This window comes from Phycisphaerae bacterium (assembly GCA_019636475.1).
Taxonomy (GTDB): Bacteria; Planctomycetota; Phycisphaerae; order UBA1845; family UTPLA1; genus JADJRI01.
Genome location: JAHBXN010000003.1, coordinates 352,012 through 378,109 on the forward strand (window position 1 = coordinate 352,012; position 26,098 = coordinate 378,109).

The following is a 26,098-nucleotide window of genomic DNA, read 5'->3' on the forward strand; positions in this document are numbered from 1 at the left end:
TGAAAGTCAAGTCATTCCTGTTCGGATTGCGCGCAAAATCGAATAACTCCGAAACGAAGCGGCCGCTATTGTGCGCCGATGTTACGTACGGGCCGTTGCAATTCGTAATCGGGGATGCTAAGAATGAGTAGTTGGAAACGGTTGCTTCACTGCCATGCTCGAGACCGAGGGTGGCATTTCGTTGAACCGATGCTGTTTGAACCCCGGGGACTTCGCGGTGCATGTATGCCGGGCGTACTCCGATGCGATCGGAGAGGTCCAGCCGACCCGCACGGTTCCCACCTATCAAGCGAAGGGTTCAAAGGAATTTGCCTTCGAACGGCATTGCGGTGGTGATGCAAACCCTCCGGCACACGGCCCGCTCGCGCGCCAGCGCCTGCGGGCTTTTATTTTGGAACACGGACTCGATCAAAAAGACAGACTCGGAACCAGTGCGACTACCGCGTGCAGGATCGCGAGCGTGTACAGCCCCGCCACAACATCATCCAGCACGACTCCCCAGCCACCGGGCAGTTTTCGTTCGATCAGGTTGGCCGGCCAGACCTTTGCGATGTCGATCGCCCGCTCAATGAAAAACGCCGCAGTCACAAGTTGCCATTTCACCGGCAAACCAACCAGGGCGATGAGATACCCCGGAAGTTCGTCGATGACGTTTCGCTTGCTGTCTTTCTCATCGAGCACGCGGTCGGCATGTCCGGCGATCCAGATCGCGAAGAACGTAAAAGCCACGACAACGCCGACATATGCAGACGTGGAAAGTTGAAGCCAAAGAGTCAATCCGAGATAGAGCGGAACGCCGACCACCAATACAGCCACGGTCCCTGATGCGAACGGGACAAATCCGAGATATGCAAGCGAACCAATGAACAGCAGGGCGCGATCGCGGATGGTTCGCGGCGATGGATCCTGCGCTCCGGCATGGGACGATGGCTGAGTCATGGGTGATTCGATCACAGTTTGGGCCGGCCCTGGTTTCGCGACCGCATGGGCTGAATCCCTTCGCGGGTAAGAAGGGGGACGCACAACTCTCTACGAACAGAAGCGGCTCAGGATCGGCCAGAGCCTGGACCGGAGTGATGGATCGATGCCATCCGGTTTCGTCCAAATTGCCAGGTCGAGTGAACGACCGCAGGCACACGGCGCAAGCGGTTTCTCAACCATCGCCGACAGCGTCTTCTTGATCAACTCCACTGAATGCGCTGTCGCATCCTCAACGTTGCTGATGATCTCCTTCAAGAGCTCATTCGGCTTGACCGACGGATCATGCGGCCGCCAGCAGTCGTAATCGGTCGGTAAGGCAATGAGCACGTAGCACATCTCGGCCTCGCGTGCAAGCTTGGCCTCGGGCATGCAGGTCATGCCGATGAGGTCGCCTCCCCACGATCGGTGCATTCGACTTTCCGCGACCGTCGAGAAGGCCGGACCCTCCATGCAGACATAGGTGCCGCCATCGTGGGTGGTGGTGGCGATGTGTTTCGCGGCCTCAATAAAACGTTGCCGCAGCATGGGACAGAATGGATGCGAAAACTCGACGTGCGCGGCCAAGCCGGGCTGATCGAAAAACGTCGTGACGCGCCGGTTCGTTTTGTCGATAACCTGATCGGGTATGACCAGATCGCGCGGGCGTATCTCCTCTCGGAGGCTGCCCGTCGCACCGCTCGCAATGATGTGCGTCGCGCCGAGCTGTTTTAGCGCAAAGATGTTGGCCCGGTATGGAACGGCGGACGGCGGCAGCGTGTGATGCGGACCATGCCGAGGCAGAAAGATGACTTCGACGCCCTGCCAGCTTCCGCGCAGGATGGTCGAACTCGGCGGACCGAATGGCGTGTCGACCGCGACCTGCTCGCCATGGACTTCCTTCGCGAGGGCTTGGCCGAGTCCGGTGCCTCCGATCAATCCGATGACAGGCTTTGGGGCGCTCACGGGGTCTGCCTTCCTCCGGCTACGCGAATGAATCATTACTCGATGAGATCGAAGTCTATCAAGGGTAGCAGGGATTTCCAGTCGCCGGCCGTGCCCTGAGGACCGGTTCCTTCTACACTATTACGTCATGTCACGCCAGCGTGAGAAATTCCAGCCGGACGAACTGGCCGAGGTATTGAAGCACTACGAGATCGGGAAGTTCACGGAGGTGACCGAGTTCGCAAGAGGATCCCACGCCGCGCCCAAGTTGATCCTCACTACGGATCGAGGCAAGTTTCTTCTGAAGCGACGGCCTCAATCCGACATGGACCCTTTCCGAGTGGCGTTCTCGCATTCGCTGCAACGGTACCTTGTCTCGAAGAACTTTCCGCTTCCGCATCTGATCGGAACGCGTGATGAAAACAACTCGATGCTCAAATTGGATCGCCGCATCTACGAAATGTACGAGTTCATCGACGGCGAACATTACAATCAGAGCTGGATCGCCACATACGAAGCGGGCAAGACCCTCGCACTTTACCACAGCCTGGTTGAGCATTTTCATTCCGAGTTCGAGCCGCCCAAGGGCCACTTTCACGATTCAAAGATGGTATATGACTCCTTTCGCCAGATGGGCGAACTGATGATCCAGCGGCCTGCGCTGGCCGGTCGCGGGAGGGAGTTGATAGCGCTGCTGAAGGACCTGAAGCGGGCATATAACCGCGCAGCCCGCGCGGCGAACCGGCTGGGCGTCTCGAATTGGAAACCGCAGATCGTGCATTCGGATTGGCATCCGGGGAATCTCCTATTTCAGGGGGATCACGTTGTTGCGGTCATCGACCACGACTCGGCGCGCATTCGTCCGCGAGCCATGGACGTGGCCAACGGCTGTCTTCAATTTTCCATGGTCACGGGCGGGCGCGACTTATCGACGTGGGAAGCGCGGACGGATATCGTGCGTGCGAAGCGATTTCTTCGCGGCTACGACGAGACAAACGTGCTTTCGAAGGCGGAACTAAGCACGTTGCCCCATCTGATGCAGGAGGTGTTGATCGCGCAGGCGGTTCCGCCAATCCTCCGGACAGGAACGTTCGCGGGGCTGGAAGGCTTCGAATTCCTGAAAGTGGTTCTCGCGAAAATGGAGTGGCTGCGGGAAAACGATTCATTCATCGATCTCGATTCGGAAGACGCATGACACAACTCGAAGGACGACGAACAATTCGCGTGACGATCAGATTCTTCGGACCGGCTCGAGATTCGGCCGGTGCTGATTCGAACGATGTAACGATTGACGACGGGCAATGCGCCGGCGACCTTCTCGCGAAGCTCCAGGAGCAATATCCCGCGATCGCGGCGCTGGGAGGCGTCCGGCTCGCCGTGAATCGGAAATACGCGGCCGCGAACCAACGGCTGCAGGACGGCGACGAAATCGCGGTGATTCCGCCAGTGTCTGGAGGTTGACATTGGGATCCATTGTGCTGAATCAAAGTCCGATCGATCTCCGTGCGACCGTCGATGGCCTGTCCCGTGAGGGCACCGGCGCCGTGGCGACTTTCGAAGGAATCGTACGACCGGAGACTCGTAACGGCGTCGCGCTGGTCGCACTCTACTATCATGCTTACGAAGAGATGGCGGCGGAGCAGATGCAGAACATTCGAAGTCAGGCGTGCGCTCGCTTTGATATCGTCGATGCGTCGATTGTGCATCGGCTTGGCCATCTAAAAATTGGTGAAGCGTCCATCGTGGTGGCCGTTTCAGCAGCACACCGGGCACCTGCATTTGATGCCTGTCGTTGGATCGTTGACACAGTCAAATCCGACGTGCCGATCTGGAAGCAGGACCGATGGTCCGACGGAGCGAATTCATGGGTGGAACCGAACTAGCCAGGGGCATCATGCGCTCGTTTGCGACGACGGCCGCCGGCGCATGGCTCGGCGGAATGATTCTGATTGCGATCGTGGCACAGACGACATTCTCCGAGATGCGGGCGACGGGCGTTGAACAGCCCAATGCAATCGCCGGCCGCGTGATGGCGAAAAACTTCGTGCGATTTGACACCGTCCAGTGGGTGTTGGCCGGCACACTCGTTGTTGCCCAGATCGGCCGGATCGCCCTGGGAGAGCGGTCCGGTGTGGAGTGGCTGCGTATGGTCCTGTGCCTCGGCGCGACAGGCGTGCTGGCCTACGGCGCGCTGTATCTTACACCGCAAATCGTCAACATGCAGGCGACCGCGGCTGCGCCGGACCCCGATGCCGCCGTGAGATCTATTTTTGAATCCTTTCATCAGACGAGCGTCAGGCTCGCCAAATTGAATCTGGTGGTCGTGTTCGCGATCGTGCTGAGTCTATCCTGGAATGTCCGGCGCGCGCCGGCCGGAGACATGGCGTGATGCCGAAGCGAACTTTGTCCATGTCGAGGAAAAAGGCGCCGCGAAATCCGGAGCCTCCGAGATCCTCGCCTTCGTGCGATGTCAGCGCCATTCGCACGCGCGCCAATCGTGTGATTTCGCTGTTGAAGCCGCTTTATCCTCGTGCGCAGTGCGCCTTGACGCATGAGTCGCCGTTGCAACTTCTGATTGCGACGATCCTGTCGGCTCAATGCACGGATGATCGAGTCAACAAAGTGACACCCTCTTTGTTCGCCCGGTACCGCACGGCCGAGCAGTTTGCCGCGGCTGACACCTCCGAGTTGGAGTCGCTGATCCAATCTACGGGGTTTTTCCGCAACAAGGCCAGAAACATCATCGGCGCGGCGCGGGTTATCTGCGAGCAATTCGGGGGACATGTGCCGGACACGATGGACGCCCTGCTCAGGCTGCCGGGGGTCGCCCGCAAGACGGCCAACGTCGTGCTCGGCAGCGCTTTTGGAAAGAACGACGGCGTCGTTGTGGATACACACATCGGGCGACTTTCGCATCGTCTGGGGCTGACCTGGAGATCGAGGGACAGCAAGGACGCTGTGAGAATCGAACGGGATTTGATGGAAGTGGTACCTCAGGCGGAGTGGACCTACTTCGGACACGCAATGATCCTTCATGGCCGGCGCGTATGCCGTGCGAGAAAGCCGGCATGCGCGGATTGCGTGCTGAAGGACATCTGCCCTTCGGCGGACCTCGGCGAGTCCAAGCTCTCAGCGGCGGCAAACCGTCGACGCGCGAAAATTGCCTCGAAGGCCGGGCTGTCTAGTGGGCGACGCGCTTAATCGCAATCAGGGCAGGTCCTTGATCGGATTCTCCGGGTAGCAATCCATTCGCCACTGATCGCCGCGAAGCACCCAGTAGTTCGGATAATTCGATGACAGATTTGACTGGCCCTTCAAGTAGATGGTTGAAGCATGTCCATCCACGAATGTCACGTTGAATCGTTGCATCTTGGCGTGCCAGCCTTTGACGGAATAGGTCGGTGCATTCCACTTTGCGACCTCCGCCAGCGTTTCCTCCAGGATTACGGTTTCGGACGCGCTCGGAACGCGCGTCTTGGGCCTTAGGTAAGGCCCGTAGAAATACTGGCTGAATCCGGACCCGCCTAGAAAATCGATGTGGTTGTTCAGGCGGTAGCTCGTTCCTGCGAGATCGAAGATTTTCTTGTTGATATATGCCGGTTCGACAAAGAACGGCTCGAAGTCCACGGGAGCATCGGGCACGCCGTTGTCGCCCGGGCATTCATAAATCTGGAGCGACGCGCTCATGGCATTGCCGAAGATGTATTTATTGAGAATCCGATTCTCCTGCCGAAAATCCGGATCCCCCATGACATCCATTCCGGTCTTTCCGCCATATTCATACTCGCCGTCGTAGAGCCAATCGGTCTCGGCCTTGGGATGAACCGGCGAGGTATAGCCGCGTTCGTCGTCCATCGAGTAGGTTTCGAGGGCCTGGCCCAGCGCGCGCATGTTGGCAAGGCACCGCGTTCGAGTGCCTTCATTGCGACTTGAAGTGAGCGCGGGCAGCAGAATGGCCAGCAGGATCGCGATGATGCCGATGACAACCAGCAGTTCAATCAGCGTGAAGGCACGGCATCGCCGGGCAAAAAATGAACGGCTCTCCCGCGCGATCTGCGCAATTCGCGCGCGGCGTGTGCGACATGATTGCATGACCGACCACTCCACCGATTATCGATCCGGACGTGCCCGGGCCCGCACCGGCTGATCGACATCTCCGGTCATTATAACCGGATCTCTCCGCGCCGCTCGGAAATGTCGTGCCAGTGCAGGTCCAGTCCGATCGCCACGCCCGTCAAGGCGCGATCAGGAGATCGACGTAGGCGGCGATGTCCGCGTCATCGAGCGTGCCCAACGGGGCCGCCAGGTCGGCGCAGTCGCTGTAGTTCGGACTTTGGACGTGAGCATCCGTGAAACCTTGAAGGTCGCTTCCGTCGACGATTCCATCACCGTTGAAATCACCCAGGAGCGAAAGCGTGCCCGAATCACTGGCGCTGAGGGGACTACAACCAGCCGTATTGCACGCCTTGACCCAGTAGAAGTACGTGGAGCCGTAGATGGCGGTTGAATCGTCCATTGTCGTGCCGACAACACCGCTAGCGATCATCGCGGCTGTTCCCGGATTGTTTACCACGTTTCGCCAGATCTCGTAGTCATCAGCCCCCTCGGATGCGCTCCAGGTCACCTGAATAGACGCACATGATGCGCCATCCTGGGCTGCAACCCCCGTCGGAGCCGGCGGCGGAACGATCAACAGCGTCTCAAGGACATCGCCGGTCGCAATCAAGGCAAAGCCCTGAAGACCCTGGGCCACTGTCGTCGCCGAAACCCGAGCGGTCCACTGACCGACGGCAGGACCGTTGATATGCACCTGTTCCACGTTGTTCTTCGCATCTCGCGTGCCGCCGGGAATCGAGACGCCGCCGCTGAAGACGTTGCCGCGATAGGTCGTTGAAATTGGCGAAATGACTTGCAGATCAAGATCATTGACCGATGCATTGCCAGTGCCGGTGCTGGCAGAGGCCGGCGGCTCAGTCCAGACAAGCGTCACGCGGAGCTGCTCCGAGTTGGAATCAACCTGGAACGTGTATTCAAGCATCTGTCCGGTTGACAGGCCGCTGGCGTTGCGGACATCGTCCAGCACGAGGAGCTTACGGGTGTCGCCGGGGAAATACAGAGCGTTATCAAGCAGTACGCGGCCCCATCCTTCCTGATTGCTCGGGTAGCCGGCAATGCCGGTCATGTCGACCGACGTGTTGATGAGCGTCGCCTTGAGCAACGCTCCGGTCGGCGTAAACGTGTTGGCGGCCGTCGCGACGCCGGTCGGGTAATACCCTTCAGTGAAATACTGGCGGACCAGCGCGGCAGCGCCGGCGACCGCGGGTGATGCCATGGATGTGCCGGTCAAGTTGGTTGTACCGCAGCTTCCGGGTGTCGCAGAAGTCGTCAAGCATCCGGGGGCATAGACCTCCGGCTTGCGGCGGCCGTCCGCGGTGGGTCCCGTGCCGCCGGAACAGTGATTCGCCTGATTCGGCGTATCCTGCGACGCGCCCACCGCCAGGAGGTTCTTCGCATTTTCCGGATTCTTGAGGGAACTCAGATTGGTAACCGCGAGCATAACGATGTTGTCTTCCTGGGCGTAGACGAATGCATCGATCCCACGAGCAAGACCGTCGTAGCTGGTTGTGCCGTCGTTGCCCCAACTGTTCGTGTGCATCCGCGCGCCCTGATTCGCGTGTGTGGTGAGTGCGGTGTTGACGGACGACTCCGTCAGACTGGGAGTCAGGTTGAACGCGATATTCGCTTCATAGGCGACGCCGCGCGTGTTGTCGTTCACACCGGCGTTGCCGGCAGCAGTACAGGACACATGCGTGCCATGCTGGTTGTCGATGCCTTCCGACACGTTATAAAAGAGAATCTTGGTGCCGTTCAGCGAACAATGCTGACGGTCCGCCCGGCCGTCCAGCACGCCGATGATCTGCCCGGCGCCACGAATGCCGGCGTTGTAGACAGGCGTCACATTCAACAAATTGCTCTGGACGATCCAGCGATTCGAGCTGTTCCGCAGGGTGATTTCCGGGGCGGGCTCGATGTACTGCACCGACGCCAGATTCGCGATCGCGTCGACCTTGTCGCGGGGAATCTCCGCAACAATCTCGAACCAGTCGGCAAGAGGCTCTGCACGATGGATCATCGCGCCGTCGAGATTCTCCAGCGCTTCGAGCGCTTCGGTCGGATTCGCTCCGGCAAAGACCGTTACAGTCGTCGGCAGTCGATCGGCAATCGTGATCGCCTGCATTTCGGGTGTTGTGTAAACACGGGAATACAGCTCCGGATCGATTTTCCACTCCGGGCGGAACATGCCGACAAAACGGACATATCCGGTTGCACGCAAGTCATCCGCGGCGACTGTTCCGAGCCGAGCGACATAGGCATTCAGCGGGAGATAGTCGTAGAGCGCAACCCCCATCCCCTCTAGTTCGGCGCGGCGATCCGCGGTGATCGGGCCGTCGAGCATCAGGACATAGGCCTGTTCCGCGTCGAACACCGCGCCCGGATCGTCGAGGAGATTCAGCAAATCGTCCACTGCGACCGCGCCCGTGTTGAAGTAAACAATCCCCGGCTGAAGTTCGGCTTGTGCCCGATTGATTTCCTGCGCCGTTGCGGCGGCAGCGCCCGTTAGAATGGTAAAAGTAAAAATAGCCGCGACCCACCCACTCCCCTTGTTGGACATCCAATGCCTCCCTGTCTTGTCTTGATCGTCCCGAGGAATGAACGTCACGGGGGACGAACTAAATTAACCCAGAGCCGATATCAGTATAATCCGGACATCCCCGCGTGCATAACAAAAAGCCACTCGAAGCCCCAAAAACCGATTTCATGCCGCGTGGATGCACAAAAACCTTATAAACGGTCGTCTTGCGGCCGCTCCGCCTGCTAAATGGTAGAACGTCGATAAGCCGCGATTATTGCGGACCTGCGAACTCCATCCGTCGGGGAGTCGGCTCCAGGGTTGGTAAGTGCCGTCTAAGCATCAAGATCGACGTATAATCCGCCTGTGGCCCAAACTAAACCAGCCTCCCTGAAAACGAAAGTGTGCAGTCATGAGCAGATCCAGCCTTCTTGCTTCGCTTGTCGGCATCGCACTGGTCACCATCTCCGGCTGCGCGTCGGGCGACAAGATTATTACCAAAGAGGAAACGTACCCCGACGGCAGGCTGAAGAGCCGCGTCGAATACCGCATTCGCGACGGCAACGAAGTGCTGTGGGGCAAAGCGATCTACTACTTCGACAACGGCGCCGTCGAGCTTCAGTGCGAGTACGCGAACGGCAAGCGACATGGCAAATACGAGGCATTCCATCCCAACGGAAATCCGAAGGAGTCCGGCGAATTCGCCTTCGGCCTGCGCGAAGGCGAATGGACAGAGTGGGACATCGACGGCGGGATGAAGAAGAGAACCTACAAAGCCGGTGAGGAAGTGAAACAGTGAAACCGGCTTCTCAGCGATCAAACCGGGTGACCGGCCCATGCCGCACGTCGACGGCTAGCCGACGATAAACCGGCGGCGCTTCAGGTAATCCCAGACGACATATCGATCCAGATCGCGTCCCCCCACGAAGAAGACGCGACCGCTTGTGCTCTCCGCGAGTCGATTCGCGAATTTCACGTCCTCCTCCGACTGAGCCCAACCGGCCAGAAGGAAGACATTGATCGTGATGCCACTCTCGCGGCATAACAACCCCTCCCGAAGTGTTTCGGTCTCGGTCCGCGAATGCGGAGGATAGAGCAGATAGAGCCATTCGCCCTCGAAATGGGCGGTGGGGAGCCCGTCCGTGATGAGAATAATCTGCCGGTTGGGCGTGTCCTGAACCTGCAGGACCTGCCGGGCAAGCCGCAGACCGTGCTGAATGTTCGTGAAGTGCGGCGGGATATCGCGCTCCGAAATGTTCGGATCGCTCATATCAGCCTTCAATCGCACCCATGGGTCATGAACCGTCACAGGCCTTGGCAGCAGCAAGGGGACTTCGGAGATGTGCCGCCGCTTCGGCAGGGTGCAGATTTCAACAAAGTCTACAAAATCACCGGGATATTCGGACCGGATCAGGCCGTGCAACGCAAGCGCCATGCGTTTGACATTGACGTACTGACCATTCCATCGCATGGATCCGCTCATGTCCATGCAGAGAACCGTTGCGCACTTGGGCGTATTGCGCGTGACATGAATTTCCATGTCCTTGGACAGAATGCGCAGCGCGGCTCGGCCAGTGAGCGGGTCGCTCATGCTTTCTCGAATCTGAGCGTTAATGACCGTCTGCACGACATCCAGATTTGCAAGCGAATCACCGAATTCGTACGGCTTGGTCCGCTGGGTCTCAACGGCGCCATTGCCTGAAATCTCCACGCGGTGCCGTCCGAACTTCGCGGCTTGAAGATCCGAAAAGATATGATCGAGAAGCCTGCCCTGGAACAGTTTGAATGCCTTTGGTGAGATCGTGTACTTACCGCCCTCTTGCTGAAGGCCCTGCTGCCGTGCAAGATGCTCAAGGAGCGATTGCACCTGCTGCTGCAATTGCTGCATGTCCGAGATCCGTTTCTCATCGACGAATCGCGAAAGTTCATCCAGATCGATCAGGTACACCTTGGCATTCTTTGCGGCATCCTTGAGTTGTTCGATCAACCGATCGATCGTTTCCAGTTCTTCCTTGATCTCCAGCGCGGACTCCACGTCCAATTCGTTTCGGCCAGTGAACGCGTACCTGGCAGCGAGTTGCTCAATTTCGAAATAGTTCCCGAGGTGCCCCATCAATGACATCACCTGTCCCGCGAATTCACCGCGTTCGTCAAGGCGATACCAGAGTCGTTCAAGTTCGACGATCTGCCGCGAGCGAACCGCCGCATCAAACAACGGTTTCACCGCCTTCGGCGGCCTGGCGCGCCCGACCGCCTCGTGAAATGCCCGGTCGGCCGCACGCCGGGCGGCGATGGTTTCGTAGGATTCCAGAATCCGGCGTTTGCGTTCCTCAAGAATTGCAAGAAGCGACGCGATGCTCGGGCCCAGACCGGCAATCTGGGAAGGATCGATTTCGACAGCTTCGGCGAGTTGCTCCGACGTCAGGTCGGAAAGCGATCCATACTGGAGCAGATGATTAAATGCCGGCGTCACAAGGTCCGGCGCCCCGGCGGTCGGCATCGGAAACCGTTGTGGGTCATACCCAAGATAGGTATGGACAATGCCGCCCGGTGATGGAGACTCGCCGGTGTGAGCCAGCCGATTGTCCGGCTTGCCTTGATGGTCTCGTGTGGACATTCGGACAATTGTAGCACACAAGACGATCCCGCTTCCGGCGCAAGCGGTTTCGGGGCGGCAATCCGTCAGTCAACTTCCGTCCCATCCGATTCAAACAGGAATGCGCACGGCTCCACACGCGCGCCCTTCTCGTCATTGACCGCAAACTGGGCCCTCGGGCCGGACCACATCGACGCCGACCCGTAGCTACCGTCCTTCGCGACCGCATACAATCGCAGATTGAATGCGGGACGCCCCTGCTTGCCGCGAAGGCGCGGCTCAGTCCGATCGGCGATCCGTTTCATTACTTCCATGCACGCTTCGCCAGGACTCTTGCCGGACCGCATCAATTCGACCACCAGAAACGAGGAACAGTTCTGAAGATTGGCCTCGCCCCGACCAGTCGATCCGGCCGCGCCCACGTCGTTATCAACATAAAGCCCCGCACCGATTATGGGAGAATCACCGACCCGGCCGGGAATCTTGTATGACAGTCCACTGGTGGTCGTGACGCCCGCGATGTCCCCGTTGGAATTCACGGCGCAGCAATTGATAGTGCCGTAAGTATGACGCCATCGACGTCGACCCACCGCATGAGAACCGGTCTGGGTGTCTGACTCAGGAGAAAGCCAGTCGTCGTTGTCAGAATGGGATTCCCTCCACTTCAGCCACTCGCGGCGTGATTCCTCGGTAAGAAGGTCTTCCTCCTTGAATCCGTGAGCCCTGGCAAACCTTAAGGCGCCCTCGCCGACAATCAGCACATGATCCGTTCGAGTCATCACGAGCTTTGCGACTTTCGACGGATTACGGATTCCACGAAGCGCTGCGACCGCTCCGGCCTTGCGTGTCGGTCCGTGCATGACCGAGGAGTCCAACTCAACCACGCCATCTTCATTGGGCAAACCGCCCAGCCCCACCGAAGTGTCGTCGGGATCGTCTTCCACGATGTTGACCCCGGCGATCACCGCGTCCAAAGGATCCCCACCGGACTTTAGAATCGCCATCGCCTCTTCGATGCACGAAGCCGGGCGACCTTTCGGCCGATTGTGCCCGTTCATGCTCGAAATCACGATCGGTCGCGAGCCGCCTCTGTGAGACGCTGCGACAGCTGCCTGAGTCCCGGGTGTTGAATCCAGCGCAAGCAGCGACCCACCGGCAATCGCCGCGGCAGTCGTTTGAATGAACGTACGGCGATTGAGATCAGTTCGATCGGGCATAACGTTAAAACCTCATAGTTCAGCCCCGCGACGCGAGGCGGGAAGGCAACGCGTTTCGCGAATTCAGGCGGAATCGGGAATGACGACCGACAGGCGCCTGAACGCGCGCTTGACGGTTCGGCACCGTAATACGCGATTCATAGCAGAACATGACCGAGACGAACAGCCAGTGTTCCGCCACAATTTGACGAAACACGGTCCGGAAATTGCCGGACGCGGGCGATGGCTGTAAGATACGATCCCGTTGTGAGTTAGGCACAAAATGAGACCCGCGTCGGGTCGTCGTTCACCAAGTTTTACCTAACGGACGCCCACTTCATGTGTCCTGATCTATGAGCGAAGCGCCGTTGCAGTATGACGCAGAACGCCAGGAAGCTGCACAGCGCGACGCGGATGATGTCGCCAAAACGCTTTCGGGCGACCTGTCGGCCTACGACCGACTGATTGAGCGATATCAGCGCCGTGCGGTTGCGGTAAGTTACCGGCTGATCGGCAAAGTGGACGATGCAATGGACGTGGCGCAGGATGCATTCCTGCGAGCGTTCAAGTCGCTCGCCACGCTGGAACAGGCTGAACGGTTCGGCCCGTGGCTGATGCGAATTGTCAGCAATCTGTCGCTGAATTTTCGACGCTCGCGACGCCCGACCCTGTCGCTGTCAGCGGGCGACGACGAAGGTGCCCGGGAGGACCTCGATCTGGCAGGACGGCGCGGTACGCATGATCGCCCGGACGATGTGCTACAGACCAGCGAGTCAGAGTCCGCGATTACCAGAGCGATCGAGTCCCTTCCGGAGAAGCAGCGTCTGGCGTTGATTCTGTTTGCAATCGAGCAGGTGCCGCAGAAAGAAGTGGCGGAAATACTTGATTGCACGGTCGAGATGGTGAAATGGAACGTGTTTCAGGCACGTAAGACACTGAAGAAGCTATTGGCGGAGTTGATTGAGGAATGACTGATCCCCGCGAACATCTTGAGTTTCTCATCGCCCGCGCAACCGATGGCGACCTGACCGGCGAAGAGCGGGAGATCATTTCGAAGGCTGTCGCAAATGACACCGATCTCGCCGATGAGATTCGCCGGTACGAACGCGTGAACGCGGTGATCGCCAACTGGCGGACAGTTCCGCACGACATGGATTGGGCGGGCTTTCGGCGCTCGGTGTCGGACGCAGTCACCGACGATGCGATGGCGACCGTCGATGAAACGATTCGCGGCGTGGTGGGTTCGATGCCGCCCGTAGATTGGGATGCGTTCCGTTCGCGTGTTTCGTCGGCGGTTCGTGCCGAGGCTGTGCAAACGGGCCGGGCGGCTCCGTATCGCATGCAGGCATTTCGACACGCTCGCTGGCTGGCCCCCCTTGCAGCGGCGGCGGCCATTGCGATCGCGGTGTTTCGCGGAGGTTTCGATCCGCAAGGCGTTGTGCCGACGGGGGTCGATCGAGAACCGTCCCTGCTCGTTGTTTCGTTGGATGTACCGGAGTCCACCGGGAAAATCGCGGTGATGTTCGACGAATCGCCCGCGCCTGAAATGGTTGCCGAGATCGGCCCGTCGTCTGCCTTTGTTTCGACCGGCGGCGCCCTTGTGATTGAAGATGTCGACGACGGATACATGTTCTAGCGATTTAACGACTTGATGTGCGTCATCGGCGCGAGCGCCATGACAGCAGTGCTGCTTTACGGGTCAAATCGACCTGGATGCAGCTTGTGTGCGAATCGGAAGTTTTTGGTGACCTTAACGTCGGTGACCTGCGACGCTTGCGGTCCGGTCAACTTGAGTCGATGGAAGCCTCCAACGAGTTCCATTCCGGGCGCGCTCTATCCGAACGCGCTCGCCGGTCTCGTGCGCGGGGGCTGATTGCATTGGAATCGTGGGTATTTGATCATGCGAAGCGCCATAATGTCACACATGTTCCTACTGGCTTGTCTGTTCGCGTTTCAATCGACGGCTCGCGGTGAATCCGGCGGCGCGGACATTGCGAGAGCGCTGGATCAGACGCTGCCTCAGATCACAATCAGCGATCAGGAATTGCCGGATGCCCTCGACGCCCTGGGCAGGCAGGCGGCGATCACAATGACGCTGGATGAAAATTCGGCGGACCTGCTGCCGTGGGGACGCCGAACCCGATTGAAGACGCTGACGGTGCAGAACAAGTCGCTTCGTGAGGTGCTGCCGCAGATACTCGGCGTGCTTGGAATGGTCTATGAGATTCGCGAGAACGATCTGCTGGTCGTCGCCGGCGAGCCGCTCAAGCGGATCAATCGCCGTGCGACGTGGGACGACTTGAAGCTGCTTCGTGAGCTGAACGAGACGGAATTCTCCGTTGAGAATATGGAGAAGTTCAGGATTCAGTATCGAATCACCGCAAAGCTCGATGCCCCGGGACTGCTCAACGCGCAGCTGCTCAAGGCCGGACGCGGCAGCATCGCACAAAATCTGGAGACCGCGACCGGCGCGCTGGGCTGGGTCTGGTTTCCGAACGGCGATCACATCGCGATTCGTACGTCCGAGGCGCAGATCGCGAATCGACTCTCGCGGCGCATCACGGTGCGATATGCAAACGAACCGCTGACCAAGATTATCGTGGACCTTGGCGATCGAGCCGAGACGTTCATAAGTTTCGATCCCGGGCTGCTGCTCCGGCTTCCGCCCCGCGTCGCGCAGGGCACCACACTGAATCTGGAGCGGACGTCCATTCGGCAGGCGCTTGAATTGCTGGTGGCGGAGACCGGAATCAAGTACGAGATCCGCCGCACCGGCATTCATATCAGCGCGTCGGATACTGCCGCTGGAGCGGCACTGGGCGACAGCGCCTCGGCGGGTGAACCGGCCCGGCGGGCCGCCAGCTCGTATGTCGGGAAAATCTCGATTCCGAGCGGCGACGGCACCTATTCGTATGAATTTCTACTTCGGGCGGATGAATTGCCGGACGACATCCTGGAATATCGCCGTCAGCTGCTCGAGGCGTACATTCAGAAAATCCGGGCGGACATGGCGCCAGTCGAGGGCGACAACTCACCGGGCGGCGCCGGGGAATAGACGATAGTCCGTCAGGCAAGAACTCCGGCCAGACGAGATTCAACCTCTGCCGGTTCCATTCGCTCGCCGTTATTCAGTTCCCTGAGGATCTCAGCGAGCAGCCGCTTGCCCTCATCACGGGATAACTCCTTGATGAATCCATCGTAGAAGTGTTCACCTGCCATCGCGCGGTTTATCTCGCGTTCCTTGTTGTGCTCGTCCAGCTCGGTAAAGAATACGACCCTGAAACGGCGGTCGTAGTCCGCTTCCCGATAGATTTCAAACATGATCCGATCTGACGGCGAAGGCATGACTCTCCTCACATTGAGCGGCCCGGCGGACGGCCTGACGCTACGGATTCTATCCCAGCCCCCGCACGACTTGTAGATTGGACGCCGACTCGACCCACGCGATCACAAGTGAAACTTCCGAACGGGTTCCGCCTCGCGGTCGTCGGCTACTTTCCGGGGTTGCTCAGCAAAGTGATTCGCGTGTCTTGATCGAGGTTGAAATCCACCAACTCCCCGTCGTCGCGGCGGAGGCGGAGACGCGTGAGCCAGAGCTTGTCGCCTTTGCCGTGGGCAAACCAGCTCCCCGTCGGTCTGGCTTGCATGGATACGACCTCGCCTTCCGTAACAGCCGATTTCCAGTCACCCTCACGGGTGTGAATCGAATGTTGTATCCGGACGCGTTGTTTAGGCTGTAGTTGCAATCCAACCTCCCATTCCGCGATCGATCTGGCAGCCGGCGAGCGCCAAGGGTCGCGGGCAGCTTACCAAGAAAATCTTCGAACACCTTAGCAAGTCGCGCCAAACCGTCAAATTGCGTCGATTTCCGCCATGAGTCTTACCAAATCGAGCCGGATCGGTTCGACTCTCAAGAAAACCGGGGCACCGTTTACAGACAACGCGTTGGCCTCGATTCTGGATGTCCGGACTTGACCGAAGCGAACTATTCCTCTAAGAATCGATTGATCAGGCGGTGGAGATTTGCCGTTTGCGGACGCCCTTGACGGAACCTCGCCCTTCCTCACCGGAGCCCCGTCAGAGCCTCCGCGGCATTGGCCCGTTTTATCGAACGGGACCGTAGGGAAACGGTTCCGACGGGCGTGCCGGTCTTTTGCGGCGCAGGTTTGCCCGCGACAGGATGCGTTCGACCGCCGGTTCGAGCGCACATCGTAATGAAATACCCGACGGTCAGTGTCATTATTCCGACTTTCAATCGCCTTCGCTTCCTTCGCGAGGCGCTCGATTCCGTCTGCGCACAAACTGCGCCGCCGAATGAGATCATCGTCGTTGACGACGGTTCTCAGGAAGATATCGCCGGCGGCATCGCGGATCATCCGGCGCGAGCGCGCGTCATTCGGCAAGATCAGCAGGGTCCTGGCGCCGCCAGAAATCGTGGACTCAGCGAAGCGACGGGCGAATACATTGCATTCCTCGACAGCGATGATCTCTGGCTTCCATCGAAACTTGAAATCTATCTGGGCCGTATCGCCGCGTCGAAGGCGGATGCCGTCTATTACGGGCCCATGTCGCCGATCGACGCCGATGGACGACCGATGCAGGGGCGAACCAAGCCCTGTCATACCGGCAGCATCACGCGAGCGCTTTTTGACAGCAGCTTCGTGCATGTGCCGACGGTTGTTTGCAGTCGCGAGTTGTTAAACACCGTCGGGGGATTTAACGCGGCATTGCCGGTCTGCGAGGATTACGATCTTTGGCTACGCATGAGCACCCGGTTACCTTTCGAGCTGGTCAAACAGCCCTTGGCGCTTCGCCGGTTACATGACGCTCGTTTGAGCAAGGCGCGAATGGACCGCAATCTGCTTGTGAAATCTCGGGTATTGCGGGAATTCTACGAATTGTCGAAGAATCGCGGCATCCTCGAAGACGGCAGCGCGCGTGCCCGCCTCGCTAGGGTATTCCACGCTGCTTCACGCGCTGCCATGCGCGTCGGCCGATATCAGCAAGCCCTGAATCTCATTCGTCAAAGCCGCGAATACGGAAATACGAGGCTGCGAGCAGCCCCGATCGTCGTCGGCGCGACTGCGATGTCCTTCCTGCGTTCCGACAAGCCGGATATTCGACTGCAACCGACCAGTCATTGACTCGAAATCGCCTCTCAAATCGCAATCAGACGCTCGTTTCTCAAATGAAAATTCCGCTCGTCAGTCGAATCCGGGGTGTGAATTCCGTGGTTATGCCGCTTCCATCCCAGCAACCAATGCCTAAAATCGCGACGGGGTTTGGCGAAATTCGTCGTCATTCATTCCTAATGAAGGCTCAATAGGGCCCAAGCGACGCAGGGAATCAGATAAGCCGTGTCCGAGTCTCCAATTGCACCCTACCTGGCAAACAGCGGCGCCTGGCCTTGGCTCTCAGTCGCGGCCTTGGTTTGCGCCGTAATGATTTACGCAATTTCGGTTCGTCGCCGCGCGTTGGCAATTTTTGCGTCGATGCGGGTTCAGGGATTCCTTGTGCCCTTTGTCAGTTGGCCGCGGCAATATTTTCGGGTCGCGCTGGTCACATTGGCGGCGCTCGCCGTTTCATTGGCGTTGCTCGGTCCTCGATGGGGTGTTTACTACGAGGAAGCGCGAATGAAACAGCTCGATCTGATGATCTGTCTCGATGTTTCTCGCAGCATGCTCGCCGAGGACGCGGGCATGTCGAGGCTGAATCGAGCAAAAGATGATATCAATCGCCTGCTGGACCGCATGGCTGGGGCAAGCATCGGACTCGTGGCGTTCGCCGGCAAAGCTCAGCTGGTTTGCCCATTGACGGATGACTATGAGTTCTATCGATTGGAGTTGGAGGATGTCGGCCCGCACAGTGCGCCGCTCGGTGGAACCAACATCAGCGAAGCCCTAATTGCCGCGCGCCGTAGCTTCGGACCTCCGGCGGCCAGGGAACGAGCGATCGTGCTGATCACCGACGGCGAGGATCAGGGAGGCACCGCGACGGACGAAGCCCATGCTGCATTTAACGATCAAAACATTCGAGTCTTCGCAATCGGCATCGGCGACGACCGGGACGGCGCCTTCATTCCGATCGAAAACGACGGAATGCGCTCGCTGCTTTCCTATCAAGGCGAGCCTGTCCGAACGAAGCTCAATCCGGAAAAGCTTCATGCGATCGCCCGCGCCGGCGGAGGCGAATACCAACCGAGCGGGCAGGTGACATCGCGTGAACGCACACTCGAATGGATTTACCGCAATCGCCTGCTTCCGAGCCTGAAGGAAAATGAATCGGAGCAGCAATCCGAGAGACTGTACGATCGAGCGCATTGGTTCGCCATTGCGGCTCTTGCGCTGCTACTAATCGAGATGTTCATGGACGACCGGCGCAGCACGCCGCTGGAGACCGAAATCGGCGGGAGTCTGACATGATTCGAGGCGATTTCGCGATCATGGGTGACGAGATGACTGGCGGGCAGCAATTGCCCACTCATGCAGTCCGCCCGAAAAGAATGTTCCCTGGCGTCGCGGTCATGCTCATCGCCGCGATCTGCCTGGCGCCGAAATTCGCGATGGCTGAAACGCTTCCCCGTGAGGCGGCGAGACTGATCAACGAAGGCGCGGCGCTCCTGGCCGCTGACAAGCCTGACGAGGCGTTGAAGGTGTTTGACCACGCGGCGGATCTTGCTCCGCGCTCGGCCGAGATTGCATTTAATCGAGGCATCGCGCTCTATCGTCTGGGAGAATTTGATAAGGCCCAGATCGCGTTTCAGAACGCGATCCGATCGCAGCGCCCTGATCTGGCGGCCAAAGCAAAATACAACCGCGCCAGATCGCTCCAGGAAAACGCGATTCGCGATCGACTTGAGCCCGAACGCGCGCTGAAACAACTGCAGGAATCCATCAAGCTCTACGACGAATCCCTGGCACTGAACAAGGACGACGCGGACGCGCGGCAGAATCGTGATTCCGCTGATCGCATGGCTCAGTACTTTACCTGGCTTTTGGAGCAAATGAAGAAACAGCCCCCGCCATCGGAACAAAACCAGGGGGGCGACGAAAAGAACTCGGAGCAGAGCTCCAATCAGCAACAGAAAGGTTCACAATCGCCTTCGACCCAGCAGTCCGACGACGGAAAACAGCCGCCGTCCGAACAGAATCAGGAGGGCAACGAACAGAACTCGGAGCAGAACTCCGATCAGCAACAAGAAGGTTCACCCTCGACTTCATCTGATAATTCCGACAGCGGGAATCCGCCGAAAGACGGTGAAGAATCTCAGCCCGACGTCAAACAAAATGGCGAATCGACGCCGGAATCAAGCGAGTCGCCCAAGTCGAATGATGGACAAGAGGACGAAAAGACCGATCGCGAACAGTCCGAGTTGTCAGCGGGCGAGGAGGGTGCGGCATCGGAAACGACATCGCAGCCTGCGACCCAACCCACCACAATGCCCTCACAAAACGCAAGAGACGCATCCCAAAGCGACAGCTCTCAGGAACACGCGCTGCGACTTCTGCAGGAGATCCGCGATGCCGAACGCGAACGACGGAAGATGCAGAGGGAAGCGCAATTACGGCGGCAAGGCCGCATGAAGGTGGACAAGGACTGGTAGTCGCCAATGCGCTTGATACCAACAAAAACAATCCATACGCGTGATGTCACGATCGGTTCTCAAGGCCGTTGGAACCAGACCGGGATTTCGCGCGCCGTGGTACCGTTGATTGTCGCCGCTTTGGCAGTAGCGTTCATGGCGCCATCGGTCCATGCCGCGGAGATGACGGTCGGAGTATCCACGAACGAATGTTCGCTTGAAGAAACGATCACGATTCAGGTTTCGGTCATCAACCCAACCCAGGCATCCACGCCGATTCCCGACAACACACCGGACTTTCAGATTCGACTGTCACCCGGAATGGCGAACCCCGCGCGATCAAGCAACGTGACCATCATCAATGGCCAGATGGATTCGACGGTCACGTACTTGTACACCTTTGAGGCCCGACCGCTTCGCGCGGGTCGATTGATGCTGCCCTCCTTCAAGCTCAATGACGCCGGCACGACACTTCAGACCGAACCGATCGCGGTTTCGGTCACCAAGCGCGCGAGTAACGCGGCGGACGCTGTTTTCTGTAAGATCGTCGTCCCGCGGCCGACAGCCTACATCGGTGAACCGGTCAGCGTGAAGCTCGAAGTCTATGTGCGGCAGTATCAGCAGGAAGGGATACAGCCTTTCAATGCGCAGATGTCGTTAAATCTATCCCGATTCAATGTGTCGCGATTCGGGGTCTTCACCGATGCACTGTCGAACTCCCCGAACTATCGAACAGTCAAACTACGTGACGAGCGCGGCATCCTCACTGATCACTTCGTGTTCTCGTGGGAAACCACCATTTACCCAAGCAAGATCGGTCCATTCGATTTCGGAGACATATTGATCGGATGGTCTTATCCGACGTGGCTTCGGCGGGGATTCATGACCCTTGAACACGGACGGCCTGAGCGGCAGTTCCGCTTGCGGCCCACTATCCCGCCGTTCGAGATCAAGCCGCTACCCACAGATGGCCGCCCCGCCGACTTCAACGGTGCAATTGGACGATTCAATTTCACGACCACGGCCACGCCGGTCTCTGTTCCAGTCGGTGATCCGATTACCTTGACGATGACCGTTCGGGGCAGCGCCGCACTCGATCGAATCAGTCCCCCGCTGCTGGATCGAGTCGACGCGTTGACTGATCGATTCGAATTGTCCGGAGAAGCGCTGACCGGTGAGATGACACAGGCATCCAAGTCATTCATCCAGACAATTCGCGCGCTGCGGACAGGCGTCACGGAAATCCCATCGCTACCGTTCAGCTACTTTGATCCGGAATCCGGCGCCTACGGTACCGCCTGGAGCGCCGCGATCCCGATTTCGGTTCGGCCCGCGGAGCGCGTCGCAATGCCTGACGGCGCAGCCGGCGGTAGCGCGCCGACCATGACGCCACTCTCGGAAACCGCTTCCGGGCTGCGGGCAAACTACTCGAATCTTGATGGGCTGCTCGCTGACCAGTCCGGGCGCATCGGTGTCTTGCCGCTGGCGTTCGCCGCCGGAATGCCCGTGATCTACCTCGGGGCGCTCGTGATGGTTCGAAGATCGGATCGATATCGTTTGGATGCGGCGCTCGCACGACGTCGATCAGCACGCTCGAATGCATTCCGGTGTCTTGCGCGCGCTAAGAGCGATTCGAGTTCCGAGAAGGTCGCTCACGCTCTGATAAATTACATCGCTGATCGCATCAATCTTCCGGGCGCGGGATTAACACGCGTCGAGGCTGTCGATCAGCTCAAAACACGACTTGTCGAGAGCGAATTGATAACCGAAGCCGATCTTCTGCTTGAAGAACTGGAGATGATACGTTACGCAGGCGGGGTCACGAAGTCCGCGGCAAATGCCGCTGATCGGGCGCAACGCCTGATCGACGCACTGGAGAGAATTGATCTGACATGATACATCTTCTGGCCTGCGTCATCTCGTTTTTCGCATTTTTCGAGCCGGCGAAGCCGTCGGTCGGCGCGCCGGATTCAACGATTGCCGCCGTGGGACTGGATCGCCGCGCGATGCTCCAGGACGCATTGAGGATGTTCGATCAGGCACTCACCTTCAAGGATCCTCATGGCGAAGATGCACGGAAGCTGTTTCAAGCCGCGTTGAACAGCTTCCTCTCAGTCGAACAATCGGGCATCAGAAACGGTCGACTCTACTTCAACATCGCTAATACCTACATGCGACTGAACGATCTTGGACAAGCCATCGTTAACTATCGACGTGCGCTGCGGCTCGTGCCCGGCGACCCGGATGTTCGACGAAATCTTGCCTATGCTCGCAGCCTTTGCGAAGTACACATCGAGCCCCGTGCGACCACGGCGGTTCTTCAGACGCTGCTGTTCTGGCACCACGACACCTCACCGAAGGCGAGATCCAGTGTCGCATTTGCGGCATATACCCTTTTCTGGGTCTTGATGCTACTGATGCTGCGACCCCGCCGACGCGTGCCCGCGATGATCGCGACAACTGTCGTGATGGGACTGATCGCGGTCGCGGCGGGAATCAGTGCGGTCGTCGACGCGGGTGCCACGGGGCAGATGACGGAGGGCGTCGTGACGGCGAACGCCGCAACAATGCGCGCCGGCAACGGCGAAGCCTATGACCCGATGCTTGATCATCAGCTTCCGCCGGGAGTCGAGTTTCGAATTCTGGAGTCGCTCCCCAGCGGCACGGGCGAATACTGGCATCACGTCGAATTGCCGGACGGCAAGGACGGCTGGCTCCGCGCGGATCAGACTACCATAATCTAATCCGGCTCGATCACCTTGATCGATCGTTGCGGTCCGCCGGGTTGATGCAGCCCGAGGGACATCGACGTGTGCGTTGAAGAACGGCTTAAACGAGCCGGTGCCGCCAATTGAGCTGGAATCCGGTTGAATGTGCTCATTGGAATGACACTCGTCGGTCTGAATGCGGGCTGTAAATCCAAGCAGCGCGACTTCGATCTATTGAGCAAATGGATGACCGGCACTTGCTCAAGCTCCGAGCAGCATCAAGTCGATCCCGAGAACTACTTCGAAATCCGACTGCACATCTCGCGCATCTGGCCCGAACGACGCGATGGGCGATGGTTCTATGTCGAGCAGGCGATGACAGCAAGTGCCGATCGACCCTATCGACAGCGAATCTACAGACTCACCATGGGCAGGAATGCGACGTTTGAAAGCGATATCCACGAGTTGCCAGGCGATCCACTGCAATATGCCGGAGCGTGGCGCTCGCCGGCGCTGCTCGATGGGCTCTCCGTCGATGCCCCGATCCCGCGTCCGGGACGCAAAGTTGTCCTGAAGCGCACGCCCGAAGGTGCCTTCCGCGGAAGCACCATCGACGACGGATGCAAGTCTGATTTTCGCGGTGCCGCTTATGTCACCTCGAAGGCAGTCATCTTGGCGGACCGCCTGGTCGCCTGGGACCGCGGTTACGACGCCGAAGGCAAACAGACCTGGGCGCGACCCATGGTGGATACGTTTTCAAACGGCAGCCCGCCGCGAAATAGCCCAAGCGATCTCGAGAACCGGCAGACAAATCGGGGAACCTGACCGGTGAAGTCCGATTATCGCCGCTGACAGGCCCTCTGTCCTGCTCTCCAACTATGCGAGCGACCACGATGCCGCCGCCTATTCGCCAATCTATACTCCTCCAATAGGTTGCCAGTCCGTGACGATCGGCGTCTCAGACGACCTCTTCGCGGCACCTCGAATGCAACTCAGTCATAAGCGGACACGTCAGACGAACGGTCCTGGCACATACATTATTCATGTCGAACAGACCTGTAACTTTGGAGAATCTGAATCATGGCAAAGAAACCCCCAACCCTAACCACCAATGACGGCGCGCCGATCGGCGAGCAACAGGCGCTGACGGCCGGCCCGCGTGGGCCGTTGCTCATGCAGGATGTACAACTGCTCGAACAAATGCAGCATTTCAATCGCGAACGCATCCCCGAGCGCGTTGTGCACGCCAAAGGCTCCGGCGCATACGGAACCTTCACCGTCACCCACGACGTTACCAAATACACCAAAGCAGCGTTCCTGAACAAGGTGAACAAGAAAACGGAAATGTTCGCTCGATTCAGTACTGTCGCGGGCGAACGCGGCGCGGCCGACGCCGAACGCGACGTGCGAGGATTCGCGCTTAAGTTCTACACCGAGGAAGGCAATTGGGACATGACCGGCAACAACACGCCGGTGTTCTTCGTTCGCGATCCGTACAAGTTTCAGATGTTCATTCATACGCAAAAGCGGGACCCGAAGACCAACATGCGGTGCATGGATATGCAGTGGGACTTCTGGTCGCTGTGTCCGGAATCGCTGCATCAGGTAACGATTCTGTTCAGCGACCGCGGCATCCCCGCGGGATATCGATTCATGAACGGATACGGCAGCCATACCTATTCGCTCATCAACGGAAAGAACGAACGCATCTGGTGCAAGTTTCACTTCAAGTCCCAACAGGGCATCAAGAACTACATGGATGATGAGGCGGCGGCGATCATCGGTCACGACAGGGAATCCCACCAGCGCGATCTGTTCGAGGCCATTGAGCGCGGCGAATTTCCGAAATGGAAGATGTATATTCAAGTCATGACGCAGGGACAGGCCGAGAAGTTTCGCTGGAATCCGTTCGACCTGACCAAGGTCTGGCCGCACAGTGAATACCCGCTGATGGAGGTCGGTGTGTTCGAGCTGAACAGGAATCCGGAGAACTACTTTGCGGAGGTGGAACAGTCGGCATTCAATCCCAGCTCGCTCGTCCCAGGAATCGGCGCCAGCCCCGACAAGATGCTTCAGGCCCGGCTCATGAGCTATGCCGATACCCATCTTCACCGCATCGGAGTGAACTACCGTGAACTGCCGGTGAACAAGCCTCGCTGTCCCGTCAACAACTACATGCGTGACGGTGCCATGTCTTCGGCACAAAACTTTGGCGGGCGTCCGAATTACTGGCCGAACAGCCGAGAAGGCTCGCCGATGCCGAGCGCGCAATTCAAGGATCCTGCCTGGCAACTCGGTGAGGTTGTCGTCGATCGATTCGACTCGACGAAGGACCACGACGATTTCACTCAGGTCGGAAATCTGTATCGCCTGTTTGACGACGCCCATCGCGATCGCTTGACGACGCGCATCGCCGGCGTTCTGCGACAGGCCCGTCTGGAGGTACAGGAACGACAGCTTCCGCACTTCTTCGCGGCCGACCCGGACTACGGACGCCGTGTCGCGGAGAAACTGGGGCTGGCTGCGAAGAAGTACTCGGGCGCCCAACCGGCGGTGACAAGATCCTGATTCGCCAAGCGCAAAGTTACTATGAAGCCGGGTTCGTGAATCATCAACCGCGCTCATGCCATGTGTCCACGCTGCGATCAAACGAAGGCCTGCGGTTGGCGCGCCGCGGGCCTTCTTCCTGTCCGGTGACGAAGCGTTAAAAACGCCGAGTGGTGCCGCCGTTTCTTCATACGGACCGGTGGTATTCCATCAAGATGGGCCGTACAATACAGGTGTATTGGTCGTTGGTCGTTTACGCTGGTCGCTCGCCATCCCAAATCGGTCGAAGAGGTGCCCCTTGACGACTCAATCCACAACTGACGGAACCAATCAGCCTTCCATTCCCGATTCGAATAATCCTCGAGACCCCGTCGCACGATCCGTTCGCCCGCTGTCCGGCCCGTTTGGGCTGCTCATCTCGATCGCGTTACTCAGCAGCGCGGGCTATCTGGCCTGGCGCACTTTCTCGAATCCTCCGCAGGAAGCGCCCGACACGGTCCCCGTCATGTACATCTGCAGCGAGACGGGCAAGACCTTCGCGCATGTGCGCCGATCTGGCGAGCCATCGCCCGTTCTCTCACCCTTTTCGAAGAAGAACACCGGTTACCCTGCCGAAAAGTGCTATTGGACCAAGGACGGGAAGATAAAGGACACTCCGACCTACGTTCTCCTCAACGAACAGGCCGGTAAGCCGGGGCCGACCAAGTGCCCCGATTGCGGCCGCTTGGTCGTGCCACACAATCCGCGGCCGCGCCGCTCGGACGGGGGTAAAATCCTGGTCCCGAGTTCGAGTCCCGGCGACCGCGGGATGGAGAGCATTCCCGCCGACAGCTCCGAGGGCGCATCTCAGAACCCATCAAAACCTGAATAACCGCTAACCAGAACCGGATCGATCGACACCGCTGAGAGGATTTTCGCGGGAGATTCGTCTAATTC

The 26,098-nt window shown here is 58.7% G+C and carries 25 protein-coding genes; 17 read left to right on the forward strand and 8 right to left on the reverse strand.

All coding sequences use genetic code 11. The features are described from left to right. Positions 1 to 408: 408 nt before the first annotated feature. The gene (locus KF841_06975; protein ID MBX3395096.1) at positions 409 to 939 is read right to left on the reverse strand and encodes a phosphatidylglycerophosphatase A; all 531 of its coding nucleotides are present in this window, start codon (positions 937 to 939) and stop codon (positions 409 to 411) included. Between the two features lie 90 nt (positions 940 to 1,029). Continuing rightward, the gene (mtnP, locus tag KF841_06980; GenBank protein MBX3395097.1) at positions 1,030 to 1,959 is read right to left on the reverse strand and encodes an S-methyl-5'-thioadenosine phosphorylase; all 930 of its coding nucleotides are present in this window, start codon (positions 1,957 to 1,959) and stop codon (positions 1,030 to 1,032) included. Between the two features lie 91 nt (positions 1,960 to 2,050). Here mtnP and KF841_06985 point away from each other — a divergent pair, with 91 nt between their 5' ends. From KF841_06985 to nth, 5 genes are read left to right on the forward strand one after another with little or no spacing between them, the layout of a single operon-like run. Further along, a complete protein-coding gene (locus tag KF841_06985) occupies positions 2,051 to 3,097 on the forward strand; it encodes a phosphotransferase (protein MBX3395098.1) in 1,047 nt (348 codons plus the stop codon). Next, positions 3,094 to 3,363, forward strand: a complete 270-nt coding sequence (locus KF841_06990) for a MoaD/ThiS family protein (GenBank protein ID MBX3395099.1) — start codon at positions 3,094 to 3,096, stop codon at positions 3,361 to 3,363. Before KF841_06985 ends, KF841_06990 begins: the two co-directional genes overlap by 4 nt. Before the next feature lie 2 nt (positions 3,364 to 3,365). After that, positions 3,366 to 3,785 (forward strand): molybdenum cofactor biosynthesis protein MoaE, encoded by a 420-nt coding sequence (locus tag KF841_06995; GenBank protein ID MBX3395100.1) that lies wholly within the window; start codon positions 3,366 to 3,368, stop codon positions 3,783 to 3,785. Further along, on the forward strand, positions 3,767 to 4,291 hold the full coding sequence (locus KF841_07000; protein MBX3395101.1) for a DUF4149 domain-containing protein: 525 nt from the start codon (positions 3,767 to 3,769) through the stop codon (positions 4,289 to 4,291). The genes KF841_06995 and KF841_07000 overlap by 19 nt, the downstream gene beginning before the upstream one ends. 20 nt (positions 4,292 to 4,311) lie before the next feature. Continuing rightward, positions 4,312 to 5,103: an endonuclease III gene (gene nth, locus KF841_07005; protein ID MBX3395102.1), complete on the forward strand. Its 792-nt coding sequence runs from the start codon at positions 4,312 to 4,314 to the stop codon at positions 5,101 to 5,103. Positions 5,104 to 5,109: 6 nt separating this feature from the next. Here the strand turns inward: nth and KF841_07010 are convergent, their stop codons facing one another. Further along, positions 5,110 to 5,994, reverse strand: coding sequence for a prepilin-type N-terminal cleavage/methylation domain-containing protein (locus KF841_07010; protein MBX3395103.1), 885 nt, complete (start codon positions 5,992 to 5,994; stop codon positions 5,110 to 5,112). Positions 5,995 to 6,136: 142 nt separating this feature from the next. After that, positions 6,137 to 8,575 (reverse strand): S8 family serine peptidase, encoded by a 2,439-nt coding sequence (locus KF841_07015; protein ID MBX3395104.1) that lies wholly within the window; start codon positions 8,573 to 8,575, stop codon positions 6,137 to 6,139. A gap of 370 nt (positions 8,576 to 8,945) precedes the next feature. On the opposite strand from KF841_07015, the gene KF841_07020 reads away from it, so the two are divergent. Next, positions 8,946 to 9,332: a hypothetical protein gene (locus tag KF841_07020; GenBank protein ID MBX3395105.1), complete on the forward strand. Its 387-nt coding sequence runs from the start codon at positions 8,946 to 8,948 to the stop codon at positions 9,330 to 9,332. Between the two features lie 54 nt (positions 9,333 to 9,386). Here the strand turns inward: KF841_07020 and KF841_07025 are convergent, their stop codons facing one another. Both KF841_07025 and KF841_07030 read right to left on the reverse strand, forming a co-directional pair. After that, positions 9,387 to 11,111 (reverse strand): hypothetical protein, encoded by a 1,725-nt coding sequence (locus KF841_07025; protein MBX3395106.1) that lies wholly within the window; start codon positions 11,109 to 11,111, stop codon positions 9,387 to 9,389. Positions 11,112 to 11,215: 104 nt separating this feature from the next. Continuing rightward, positions 11,216 to 12,346, reverse strand: coding sequence for a N(4)-(beta-N-acetylglucosaminyl)-L-asparaginase (locus KF841_07030; GenBank protein ID MBX3395107.1), 1,131 nt, complete (start codon positions 12,344 to 12,346; stop codon positions 11,216 to 11,218). A 332-nt stretch (positions 12,347 to 12,678) separates the two neighbouring features. Between KF841_07030 and KF841_07035 the strand changes: the two genes are divergently transcribed. The 3 genes from KF841_07035 to KF841_07045 all read left to right on the forward strand — a co-directional run bounded on the left by KF841_07035 (position 12,679) and on the right by KF841_07045 (position 15,380). Beyond that, positions 12,679 to 13,296 (forward strand): sigma-70 family RNA polymerase sigma factor, encoded by a 618-nt coding sequence (locus KF841_07035; protein ID MBX3395108.1) that lies wholly within the window; start codon positions 12,679 to 12,681, stop codon positions 13,294 to 13,296. Beyond that, a complete protein-coding gene (locus tag KF841_07040) occupies positions 13,293 to 13,961 on the forward strand; it encodes a hypothetical protein (protein ID MBX3395109.1) in 669 nt (222 codons plus the stop codon). Before KF841_07035 ends, KF841_07040 begins: the two co-directional genes overlap by 4 nt. 279 nt (positions 13,962 to 14,240) lie before the next feature. Continuing rightward, the gene (locus KF841_07045; protein MBX3395110.1) at positions 14,241 to 15,380 is read left to right on the forward strand and encodes a hypothetical protein; all 1,140 of its coding nucleotides are present in this window, start codon (positions 14,241 to 14,243) and stop codon (positions 15,378 to 15,380) included. A gap of 11 nt (positions 15,381 to 15,391) precedes the next feature. Here KF841_07045 and KF841_07050 read toward each other — a convergent pair whose 3' ends face one another. Next, complete coding sequence (locus KF841_07050) at positions 15,392 to 15,670, reverse strand: hypothetical protein (protein ID MBX3395111.1); 279 nt, start codon at positions 15,668 to 15,670, stop codon at positions 15,392 to 15,394. Positions 15,671 to 15,816: 146 nt separating this feature from the next. Beyond that, a complete protein-coding gene (locus tag KF841_07055) occupies positions 15,817 to 15,972 on the reverse strand; it encodes a hypothetical protein (protein ID MBX3395112.1) in 156 nt (51 codons plus the stop codon). A gap of 567 nt (positions 15,973 to 16,539) precedes the next feature. Here KF841_07055 and KF841_07060 point away from each other — a divergent pair. The 8 genes from KF841_07060 (at position 16,540) to KF841_07095 (ending at position 26,033) form a co-directional block, all read left to right on the forward strand. Continuing rightward, positions 16,540 to 17,469, forward strand: a complete 930-nt coding sequence (locus tag KF841_07060; protein MBX3395113.1) for a glycosyltransferase — start codon at positions 16,540 to 16,542, stop codon at positions 17,467 to 17,469. Between the two features lie 213 nt (positions 17,470 to 17,682). Further along, a complete protein-coding gene (locus KF841_07065; protein ID MBX3395114.1) occupies positions 17,683 to 18,747 on the forward strand; it encodes a VWA domain-containing protein in 1,065 nt (354 codons plus the stop codon). After that, positions 18,744 to 19,928: a tetratricopeptide repeat protein gene (locus tag KF841_07070; protein ID MBX3395115.1), complete on the forward strand. Its 1,185-nt coding sequence runs from the start codon at positions 18,744 to 18,746 to the stop codon at positions 19,926 to 19,928. The genes KF841_07065 and KF841_07070 overlap by 4 nt, the downstream gene beginning before the upstream one ends. A 96-nt stretch (positions 19,929 to 20,024) precedes the next feature. Beyond that, the gene (locus tag KF841_07075) at positions 20,025 to 21,803 is read left to right on the forward strand and encodes a BatD family protein (protein ID MBX3395116.1); all 1,779 of its coding nucleotides are present in this window, start codon (positions 20,025 to 20,027) and stop codon (positions 21,801 to 21,803) included. Continuing rightward, positions 21,800 to 22,651: a tetratricopeptide repeat protein gene (locus KF841_07080; protein ID MBX3395117.1), complete on the forward strand. Its 852-nt coding sequence runs from the start codon at positions 21,800 to 21,802 to the stop codon at positions 22,649 to 22,651. The genes KF841_07075 and KF841_07080 overlap by 4 nt, the downstream gene beginning before the upstream one ends. Positions 22,652 to 22,792: 141 nt before the next feature. Further along, on the forward strand, positions 22,793 to 23,440 hold the full coding sequence (locus KF841_07085) for a chromophore lyase CpcT/CpeT (GenBank protein ID MBX3395118.1): 648 nt from the start codon (positions 22,793 to 22,795) through the stop codon (positions 23,438 to 23,440). Between the two features lie 255 nt (positions 23,441 to 23,695). Next, on the forward strand, positions 23,696 to 25,183 hold the full coding sequence (locus tag KF841_07090; protein MBX3395119.1) for a catalase: 1,488 nt from the start codon (positions 23,696 to 23,698) through the stop codon (positions 25,181 to 25,183). Between the two features lie 277 nt (positions 25,184 to 25,460). Beyond that, entirely contained in the window at positions 25,461 to 26,033 is a 573-nt protein-coding gene (locus tag KF841_07095) for a hypothetical protein (protein ID MBX3395120.1), read from the forward strand. Positions 26,034 to 26,098: the final 65 nt, after the last annotated feature.

Bases quoted from the DNA above. Each gene is read 5' to 3' on its own strand.
- KF841_07045 (MBX3395110.1), top strand. From the start codon at position 14,241: ATGTCACACATGTTCCTACTGGCTTGTCTGTTCGCGTTTCAATCGACG.
- KF841_07020 (MBX3395105.1), top strand. From the start codon at position 8,946: ATGAGCAGATCCAGCCTTCTTGCTTCGCTTGTCGGCATCGCACTGGTC.
- KF841_07035 (MBX3395108.1), top strand. From the start codon at position 12,679: ATGAGCGAAGCGCCGTTGCAGTATGACGCAGAACGCCAGGAAGCTGCA.
- KF841_06975 (MBX3395096.1), bottom strand. From the start codon at position 939: ATGACTCAGCCATCGTCCCATGCCGGAGCGCAGGATCCATCGCCGCGA.
- KF841_07015 (MBX3395104.1), bottom strand. From the start codon at position 8,575: ATGTCCAACAAGGGGAGTGGGTGGGTCGCGGCTATTTTTACTTTTACC.
- KF841_07030 (MBX3395107.1), bottom strand. From the start codon at position 12,346: ATGCCCGATCGAACTGATCTCAATCGCCGTACGTTCATTCAAACGACT.
- KF841_07040 (MBX3395109.1), top strand. From the start codon at position 13,293: ATGACTGATCCCCGCGAACATCTTGAGTTTCTCATCGCCCGCGCAACC.
- KF841_07080 (MBX3395117.1), top strand. From the start codon at position 21,800: ATGATACATCTTCTGGCCTGCGTCATCTCGTTTTTCGCATTTTTCGAG.
- KF841_07090 (MBX3395119.1), top strand. From the start codon at position 23,696: ATGGCAAAGAAACCCCCAACCCTAACCACCAATGACGGCGCGCCGATC.
- mtnP (MBX3395097.1), bottom strand. From the start codon at position 1,959: ATGATTCATTCGCGTAGCCGGAGGAAGGCAGACCCCGTGAGCGCCCCA.
- KF841_07055 (MBX3395112.1), bottom strand. From the start codon at position 15,972: ATGCAAGCCAGACCGACGGGGAGCTGGTTTGCCCACGGCAAAGGCGAC.
- KF841_07010 (MBX3395103.1), bottom strand. From the start codon at position 5,994: ATGCAATCATGTCGCACACGCCGCGCGCGAATTGCGCAGATCGCGCGG.
- KF841_07000 (MBX3395101.1), top strand. From the start codon at position 3,767: ATGGGTGGAACCGAACTAGCCAGGGGCATCATGCGCTCGTTTGCGACG.
- KF841_06990 (MBX3395099.1), top strand. From the start codon at position 3,094: ATGACACAACTCGAAGGACGACGAACAATTCGCGTGACGATCAGATTC.
- KF841_07050 (MBX3395111.1), bottom strand. From the start codon at position 15,670: ATGCCTTCGCCGTCAGATCGGATCATGTTTGAAATCTATCGGGAAGCG.
- KF841_06985 (MBX3395098.1), top strand. From the start codon at position 2,051: ATGTCACGCCAGCGTGAGAAATTCCAGCCGGACGAACTGGCCGAGGTA.
- KF841_07070 (MBX3395115.1), top strand. From the start codon at position 18,744: ATGATTCGAGGCGATTTCGCGATCATGGGTGACGAGATGACTGGCGGG.
- KF841_07060 (MBX3395113.1), top strand. From the start codon at position 16,540: ATGAAATACCCGACGGTCAGTGTCATTATTCCGACTTTCAATCGCCTT.
- KF841_07085 (MBX3395118.1), top strand. From the start codon at position 22,793: ATGACACTCGTCGGTCTGAATGCGGGCTGTAAATCCAAGCAGCGCGAC.
- nth (MBX3395102.1), top strand. From the start codon at position 4,312: ATGTCGAGGAAAAAGGCGCCGCGAAATCCGGAGCCTCCGAGATCCTCG.